9 protein-coding genes are annotated in these 7,468 nt (G+C 48.8%); 3 read left to right on the top strand and 6 right to left on the bottom strand.

The features are described 5' to 3' along the window. Together IQ235_RS13640 and cysE are read right to left on the bottom strand one after the other, a co-directional pair. Positions 1–273: ATP-binding cassette domain-containing protein (locus IQ235_RS13640; RefSeq protein WP_264322001.1), on the bottom strand; the 273-nt coding region annotated here is incomplete at its 3' end. 16 nt (positions 274–289) lie between these two features. Then, positions 290–1,033 (bottom strand): serine O-acetyltransferase, encoded by a 744-nt coding sequence (gene cysE, locus IQ235_RS13645; RefSeq protein WP_264322002.1) that lies wholly within the window; start codon positions 1,031–1,033, stop codon positions 290–292. Positions 1,034–2,081: 1,048 nt separating this feature from the next. Between cysE and IQ235_RS13650 the strand changes: the two genes are divergently transcribed. Further along, positions 2,082–2,459 carry a hypothetical protein gene (locus IQ235_RS13650; protein WP_264322003.1) on the top strand — a complete coding sequence of 126 codons (378 nt, stop codon included), beginning with the start codon at positions 2,082–2,084 and terminating at the stop codon, positions 2,457–2,459. Positions 2,460–2,640: 181 nt separating this feature from the next. Here IQ235_RS13650 and IQ235_RS13655 read toward each other — a convergent pair whose 3' ends face one another. From IQ235_RS13655 to IQ235_RS13665, 3 genes are all read right to left on the bottom strand, one after another. Then, the gene (locus tag IQ235_RS13655) at positions 2,641–2,946 is read right to left on the bottom strand and encodes a CpeR family transcriptional regulator (RefSeq protein ID WP_264322004.1); all 306 of its coding nucleotides are present in this window, start codon (positions 2,944–2,946) and stop codon (positions 2,641–2,643) included. Positions 2,947–2,971: 25 nt separating this feature from the next. Then, positions 2,972–3,580, bottom strand: a complete 609-nt coding sequence (locus IQ235_RS13660; protein ID WP_264322005.1) for a chromophore lyase CpcT/CpeT — start codon at positions 3,578–3,580, stop codon at positions 2,972–2,974. Positions 3,581–3,667: 87 nt separating this feature from the next. Further along, positions 3,668–4,252 carry a phycobiliprotein lyase gene (locus IQ235_RS13665; protein ID WP_264322006.1) on the bottom strand — a complete coding sequence of 195 codons (585 nt, stop codon included), beginning with the start codon at positions 4,250–4,252 and terminating at the stop codon, positions 3,668–3,670. A 463-nt stretch (positions 4,253–4,715) separates the two neighbouring features. On the opposite strand from IQ235_RS13665, the gene IQ235_RS13670 reads away from it, so the two are divergent. After that, positions 4,716–6,152 (top strand): P-loop NTPase fold protein, encoded by a 1,437-nt coding sequence (locus IQ235_RS13670; RefSeq protein ID WP_264322007.1) that lies wholly within the window; start codon positions 4,716–4,718, stop codon positions 6,150–6,152. Here the strand turns inward: IQ235_RS13670 and IQ235_RS13675 are convergent. Then, entirely contained in the window at positions 6,118–6,849 is a 732-nt protein-coding gene (locus tag IQ235_RS13675) for an SIMPL domain-containing protein (RefSeq protein ID WP_264322008.1), read from the bottom strand. The two genes, IQ235_RS13670 and IQ235_RS13675, sit on opposite strands and share 35 nt — an antisense overlap. A gap of 110 nt (positions 6,850–6,959) precedes the next feature. Between IQ235_RS13675 and IQ235_RS13680 the strand changes: the two genes are divergently transcribed. After that, positions 6,960–7,468, top strand: a 509-nt coding sequence (locus tag IQ235_RS13680) for an HhH-GPD family protein (protein WP_264322009.1), incomplete at its 3' end; no start/stop codon positions are given.

Below are 7,468 nucleotides of genomic sequence, written 5' to 3' on the forward strand. Positions count from 1 at the left end.
GACAGTCATCCCCGGGTACAGGGGTGGGGTTTCGGGCAAATAACCGATCCGCCGCCTGACATCCATCGAGCGATCGTGTACGTCGTATCCGGCAACCCGAGCAGTTCCTGCCGTTGCCGGCAAGAACCCGGCTAAAATCCGCATCGTCGTCGTTTTCCCCGCCCCATTCGGCCCGAGAAAGCCGAGAATTTCCCCTTCTCCCACCGAAAAGGTAACATCTTCAATGGCGGGGGTACTGCCGTAGATTTTGCTGAGCCGATCGACTTCTATCATGGACTTCTCGGTGACTTTAAACTCCCGACCCGTCTAAAAATTCCTTAATGGTTTTATCTTCGATCCGACAGGTCGGGGCTGTTTTTTTTAGATTGCAAGCCGATACGAGGGCTTCGACTTTCGGTTGCTGGCTTTTGAGGTGTTGGACTTCTTCTTCTAAGGATTCGATGCGATCGACTAAAGTCCGGATGGCGGCGGCTTCGGAGTCTGGAAGCTGAGCGTGTTCGAGGGGATTGACGCGCACCCCAGAACGGTAGACGACTCGACCGGGAACCCCAACCACGGTACAGTCGGACGGTACGTCTCGCAACACTACCGAACCCGCACCGATACGCACGTCATTGCCGATGTATAGGTTGCCGAGTACTTTTGCACCGGCACCGACCACAACGCCTTCACCGAGGGTGGGGTGGCGCTTACCGCTCTCTTTTCCAGTCCCGCCGAGGGTAACGCCCTGGTAAATCAGGCAACCATCGCCGATTATCGCCGTTTCGCCAATCACCACACCCATACCGTGATCGATAAACACCCCTTTCCCGAGGGTGGCACCGGGATGAATCTCAATACCCGTCAAAAAGCGGGAAATATGAGAAATGAAGCGAGGGATAAACGGAATGCCAATGGAATAAAGCCAGTGGGCAAAGCGATGGAACAAGATCGCTTGCAACCCCGGATAGCAAAATAGAACTTCTAGCCCGTTTCGGGCAGCAGGGTCGCGATCGAAGATAATCCGGAAGTCGGCTATAAAGGTGTTTAACACAGCAGTTCTAAACCTGATGGACGCAACGAAATAGACGAGTCAAAAAGGAGGAGGAGGCGATAGTGACAATGTTTCCTCGGGGTGATGACTTTTGTTAAGTTAGGCTACGGTTCATTATATATAGTAATGTCATCTGCGTGTGGAATTATCGTTTTGGAGAATTGGGGCTTCCGCACTTGACATCTGAATTGCGATTCCTTCCAATGAACTACTTTGAGAACGCATCGTACTTCGACCGATTTAAAATTGTTCGATCTAATTTGAGAAAGAGCGAAAAATATTGGCGTTCGATATTTGAGATCGACTCGATCGAATGAGAAAAAAATGGGAAGCCGATCGATTGAACCCCATCAGAAATATCAGAAGTTCGATCGTAAATTTTTTTGATGTATTGTATCGATCGAGAGTACCTGCTTCGGGTACTCTCGATGGGTGTTTCCATTGGTATACTCGAGTATCAGATTCCTGATAAAGATAGCGAGTCCGTAAAATAATGTTATAAATTCATAACATTATTCAAGTTTCGGATGTTTAAAATGTACGAACCCGTACAGGACCATTTGAGACTTTTTGTCAAATTTCCAAAAGTTCAGTATAATTACGGATGACATTGTCCGCAATAAAAAGCCACTTTAGAGCAAGTAAGAATCGGGTCTGCATTACATACCCCCCTTAAACGGCATGAAGCAAAATCGCATGAAGCGTTAGCAAAAGCAGCTTCACAAACGCAATACCCGTCGTGTGAAGTCAAAAGGAACCTGTAGGGGGAATGACTCACGTACCAGGAACAGGTTTCTTAAATTCCTTTCTTAGGAATGCAATTAATTTATCGGGAACGCATTGCCTGCGTGGCTTTAACCCAAGCACGCTCTTGATTTTCGCGCGAAATAAATTTTTCGATCCAGGCTAAATTTACGAACTTTTAGCATTAAATTCGATTGCAGTTGTTAATACTGCAATCCAATCCCGATTGCAAAAAATTGGGCTAAAACTCGACTCATGGGCAATCTGTCTTAAGTTCATTTATCAATTTTTGAGGATAAAAACGATGCAGTTTTTAATCGTAACCGTCATTCTGGCTGCTAGTATTTGGGCTTCAATTTTTCAAGATGCAGAGCAACTGACTTCCGAGGAAAAGAAGCAACTAGATGATTTTTTTGAAAACCCCGAAAACTTTGTGGCTAATTCTAAAGCTGTTGGTGATATTCTCAAGCTGCTGAAGAAATGTGAAGATAAAGATATCGGCAAATACTACGGACAGCTTCGCTATAAAATGGGAACGCTTATTGAAACCCATGGCTGGAACAACGTCGCACCCATGTTTGAGGACATTGCACAATTTTGTCTGAACAAGCAAAGTCCAGATGACAAACAAAAAGAAGTTCTCAAAAATGCCCGAGAGTCTTTGAAAGTTTACAACAAGTAGAGGAATTGTCTGTCGATCGTCTCGATCTCTAAATTGACGATGCGATCGAGCGGTCGAATTCTTTGGAAAAAGTATTGTAACTTTACCAAACAAATTCCTCAGATTGATGAATGAGGCGATCGTGAAGCGTCCGAATGGTACTCTTTTGCGCCATCATTAAGGGCTAATTATTAATTTTCCCTTAGCCTCGTTCATCAAAGCGGGTGTAGAAACTCCCATATTTTACCCAATACTGTTTGAGATCGTGGTGTGGAGTATGCAAGCTTGCTTTAACTTGGTAAAGAACGACTTGTCGGTGATTGCCGATCCAAACTTTTTTAATCGAATCGACGGCAATCACCGTACCACCCAAACTTTTAACGCAGTCGGTAAATCGCTCGACAGTGGAAAACTCTACCGTCTCAAAAATAAAAAAATTTCCCGAGCGAATGAGATGGCGACTGCGAACCCAAGACCGCATTTTTTTTTCAGCCTGGGGAGGCAGCATGGGTTGGGTTTTAGTTGATGGAGAATTATTGTGGGGGGATTGAGGTAGGAACCTCGCGGGCAAAACTTTCTCGTTTCTCAAACTTAAGAGGCCCGGCCCCAGACCCCCAAATGTGCTCGTGGGTGGTGATATCATAACCTCGATCTAAACTAATCCAAGTGGTTTGAGTTAATTCAACTTCACTGACTAAATAGGTTTGATGTCCGTTTCGTGGAATCAGACATTGATTTCCCGGTTCTACACAACCCAAGAAGCGATCGCCGTCTTTTTTGAAAATCATCGAGCAGTTATGACGGCGCTCGATACAATCGGGCGTAATCGATTTGAGAATACTCGGCTCTCGTGCGGCCCCTGCATAGACAACCGGATCGGATAAACCGTAGTTTTCGATATAAATACTATCCCCGCGATCGACCATTCGATGAACTCCTTGGCGATAGGGACTCCACAAGTCGTAATCGTAAACTTGTTCGGAGTAGAAACCGATGCCCGAAAAAAATTCAAATGGCAGCGGCCGAAAAAAGACCCAAATATGGGCATAAAGCTTGGAGTTTTCTAATGCTTGCTTTTGATTGCTAAATGCGCCCGCCATCCATTGAGATAGAGCGATCGTATCCTCAGATGGGGTTTTCATATCGGTGGTTCCGATGTCCATATTTAGTTATTTTTAAATCTATTTCTTAGCCTCTCAAATTGTTCGACAACCATCGAAACGATGAGGTTAAGAGCTTGCCGTAGAAATGCGATCGGTTTCGGTTTCGACTTTCTCTCGATTTTCTGAAACGGTCATCCGAATTTCTGAAGCAAACGAGGCAGTTAGTACCCCTTCTCCATTGCTGGTTTTAATCAGGGAAACGCGAAATCGAAGATTTGGGTTAGCAAACCAAATTCGTTCTTCAGCAGCGGCGCGATCGTACTGGGTTTCGAGGACGAAAGTACCATCTTCGCCCAAACGGTACTCTCCAGCAGCAGCCATGGTTTCTGCATAGCCTTGAGAACGCAGAAGCTTACCGCTGTTGGGACGATCTCGATCGGGTACGGGAACCAGAATACAGCTACCCTCGATGGTTTCATCGTCATCCCAATCCGACTCTCCCCGCCAGTTCATTCCAAATGGATGAGTGGCTTGGCTAAGCTCGATACCGTAAGACTCACAAAGTTCGATCGTGGCTGGATCGTCAAGTTCGAGGGCAACGATTTCAATGGTCGATCGCACCTCTTCAAAATGCTGAAACGCAAGATTGTGACCGCTACGCTGCGACCTCCAGCTTCCGATGGAAAGCCGGACAAATTCCTCTATGTTCATTTTGGATAGATCGTTCTCGGTCGATCGCACTGCTAAGCCTAGCAGCGATCGCCGCAATCAAAAATTAAGATCGAAGCTGTATCCAAAAATACCACAAACCCTGCTCGAACGAGCATCCTCAAACACAGTATTTGGAGAAACGGGAGACGCTCCGGACGCAAAGACGCACAAAGCTGACGGGCTATGCCGAATTTTAAATAAATTCCACGCTCGGGCGCTTGGCGCAAGGGGAGAATCGCGAGTCACCGATTTTTCGCGATCGTTCGTTGTCGATTGTCCATCAACTTTTCCCCTCTTCTCAAAGCCTCTCCTGTTCCCGAAGTCCTCGAAGATGGCATCACCCCCCACTCCCATCACCCCCCTACCCAGTCACCGCTTCCCTATGCCAAGTTAACATTTAGAACTCTTGTGCGGTCTTCCTTCGAGCTAAGAACCCGATCTTTGCGACTTGCAACTCCAAAGCATGAACTTCAACTTACCTAAATTTTTTAAAGCCTGTAACCCCAGCAAAACGCTGGTGGTTGGCAATAAAGAAGACCGTCAGTATTACATCGACTTTTCCCAGGTTCGGGGAACGAATATCGTTCGGGAGTTGGGCAGAACCATCTCGCTTCTAGGTTCTGACGACCCCAGCTGTCAGCTATTCACCGGACATATCGGCTGTGGGAAATCCACCGAACTGTTTCGCCTCAAAGCCGAACTGGAGAAAAAAGGATTTCACGTTGTCTATTTCGAGTCCTCTCAAGACTTAGACATGGCTGATGTGGATATCAGCGATATTCTCATGGCGATCGCCCGTCAAGTTAGCGAAAGCTTAGAGCGAGAAAATATCCACCTGCAACCGCGCGGATTTAAATCCCTCCTTCAAGGGGCCGTCGAATTGCTCAACACGCCCATTGCCCTGAGTGGCGAAGCCTCCATTCCCGGATTCGGTACCGTTGCGGCTGGGGAAGAAACGGGAGTTGAGTATTCCTTACCTGGAGGCATCGGGAAAATTACGGCAAAGGCCAAAGATAGCCCCAAACTGCGCTCCCAACTGCGGCAATATCTAGAGCCTCGCACCAACGGCATTCTCGAAACCATCAACAACGAATTGCTCGGGCCGGCCACCGAGCAGCTCAAACGTCAGGGAAAACAAGGCATCGTGGTGATTGTAGATAACCTCGATCGCCTCGACAGTACCCGTAAAGCCTCCGGACGCACCCAACCAGAATACCTATTCGTCGATCGCGGCGAACAGCTCAAAAAGCTCAATTGCCATTTGGTTTATACCATTCCCCTGGCGTTGATTTTTTCCAACGATATCGGACGGCTGATCGGTCGATTTGGGGTTAAACCCAAAGTTCTCCCCATGGTTCCCGTACGGGTGCGCGATGGTGGCGACTGCGCACCCGGTATGAACTTGATGCGACAAATGCTCTTAGCGCGGGCATTTCCCACTTTAGACCCGGCGGCGCGCCTGGAACAATGTTCCCAAGTGTTCGATTCCCTCGAAACCCTCGATCGACTTTGCCGCGTCAGTGGGGGTCACGTTCGCAACTCCCTCGGATTGCTCTATAGCTGCTTGCAGCAAGACGATCCGCCGATTTCGCGGGAGACGGTGGAAAACGTGATAAAAGAATATCGCGATGATTTGATTGCCGCCATTAGCGATGACGAATGGAAGCTACTCTTCGAGGCTGTCAAGCAACAAAGCATCCAGGGCGATGAAGACTATCAACTGCTGTTGCGGAGTATGTTTTTGTTTGAATATCGGGATGAAAACGGACGTTGGTTTGGGATTAACCCAGCGCTGGCAGAAGCGAATAAGTTTAAAATCTGGGAAGCTGGAGACAGCACGAGAGTCAGAACCGAAGATGCTTCGCTTAATAGCGAACTTGCAGGGTTACAAACGCTCTAATTTGTTGTTCGCTGCCCGAGATCGGGAACGACACGTTGCCAGCCGAGCGCGTTGTTGCCGCAAACTCGTTCCGATCGAGCAACATTGGGACGGGAGGTTCCCCAGCCTGGGCATCGATGCGCACAATTTCGAGAGGGGTCAAATTGAGTTCGGTTAAAATGATATCTGCCTGAGTGCGGGCATCTCGCGTTGCAAGGCGCAGTGCGTTAGTTCGAGCCGCTTCGATCGCCTCATCAGCGGCGGCAAAGCTAATACTGTCGATCCGCGTTGCTCCGGCTTCGAGGGCCTGGGCGACGATAATTCCCGCCCGATCGACATCGACCCGGAAACTGACGATATTTTGGGCGGAATATCCCGTGAGGACGCGCTCGTCGTCGCGCGAGCCGTATACTGGATTGAATCGGAGGCTGGTGGTTTCGAGTCGATCGACATTGCTCGAGCGCAATAATCCCATCAGTGCCGACGATTCCTCTTCGAGTTCGGTCTGTGCCTCCTGAGCCGTCTGGGCAAAAACTTCTACGCCCAACCTCACTTGAGCCAGGGAAACTGGAATCGACACAATTCCCTGTCCGCTAACGGTTAAAATATTCGGCATTTGCTCGACGGCGACGGCAACTTGTCTGTTGGGGAGGAGGATCTGGGGCAAAGCCAGGGACAGAGCGGCGATCGTACTGACGAGGGTACGAGAAACGGGCATGGGTAACGTTCTCCCGATCGAAGAATCTGTATTCTCTACTCTATCGCTTTCGGGTCGGTCTGAGATTGGTACGATCGATCTGACAACCCGATTGAATCTCAAAAGCGAACGTGACACATCTCGAACCGAGGCAACTCCAGTGGTTCCGTCGCCAATTGCGAAGTTGGGCAAAAGACAACTTACGCGATTTTCCCTGGCGGCACACCCAAGAACCTTACCGGCTTTTCGTGGCTGAATTCCTGTTGCAAAAAACCAACGCGGCAACGGTTGCCCCCATCTACGAAGCCCTGCTCGATCGATATCCCCACCCAGAACAACTCGCAGCAGCACCCATCGAAGAGATAGCACAAATCTTAAAACCGTTGGGTTTGTTTTTTCGGGCCGAACGATTGAGCCAGTCCGTGCAAACGATCGTTAGATCGAATCGAGGTCGAATTCCGAAGACGGAAGCCGCACTGCTGAAATTGCCCGGAGTGGGCAAATATACAGCGCGAGCGATTTTGGCAGGCGCGTTCGATCGCCGTGCCGCCGTTCTCGATACCAACGTCGCCCGCATTTTGGAGCGATTTTTCGGACTGCAAGGAGAGCGGGTGAAATCTCGTTGCAAGTTGCTTTGGGC

It is taken from the genome of Zarconia navalis LEGE 11467 (assembly GCF_015207075.1).
Taxonomy (GTDB): Bacteria; Cyanobacteriota; Cyanobacteriia; order Cyanobacteriales; family Geitlerinemataceae; genus Zarconia; species Zarconia navalis.